Source organism: Methylobacterium sp. A54F (assembly GCF_053346035.1).
On sequence record NZ_JBKFBF010000167.1, the window covers coordinates 1 to 296 of the forward strand.

1 pseudogene is annotated in these 296 nt (G+C 68.2%); it reads right to left on the reverse strand.

The features are described from left to right. A pseudogene (locus ACLBXP_RS25805) lies at positions 1-296 on the reverse strand (M10 family metallopeptidase C-terminal domain-containing protein); the annotation flags it as partial.

The following is a 296-nucleotide window of genomic DNA, read 5'->3' on the forward strand; positions in this document are numbered from 1 at the left end:
ATCGGCCCCTTGTCGGACGTTGCCCGGATCGCCTGGTTGGTCGCGACCTTGGCGTCGGCGGGCGTGCGCCAGTCGATCAGGTTGTCGGTGATCTGGATCGCCCCGTTGGTGGCAAAGCCCGAGATCGCGATCGCGTCGGCATGCGCCCCGGTCTGGTAGCCGCCCCCGCTGATCAGGTTGCCGGTGATGCGCCCGCTGGCGATCGAGATGCCATCGCTGGGCAGGTCCACGAAGCGGCTGTTGCTCACCAGCGTGTTGGTGCCGAGCCCCAGGATCGGCTGGTAGGCCTTGTCGCG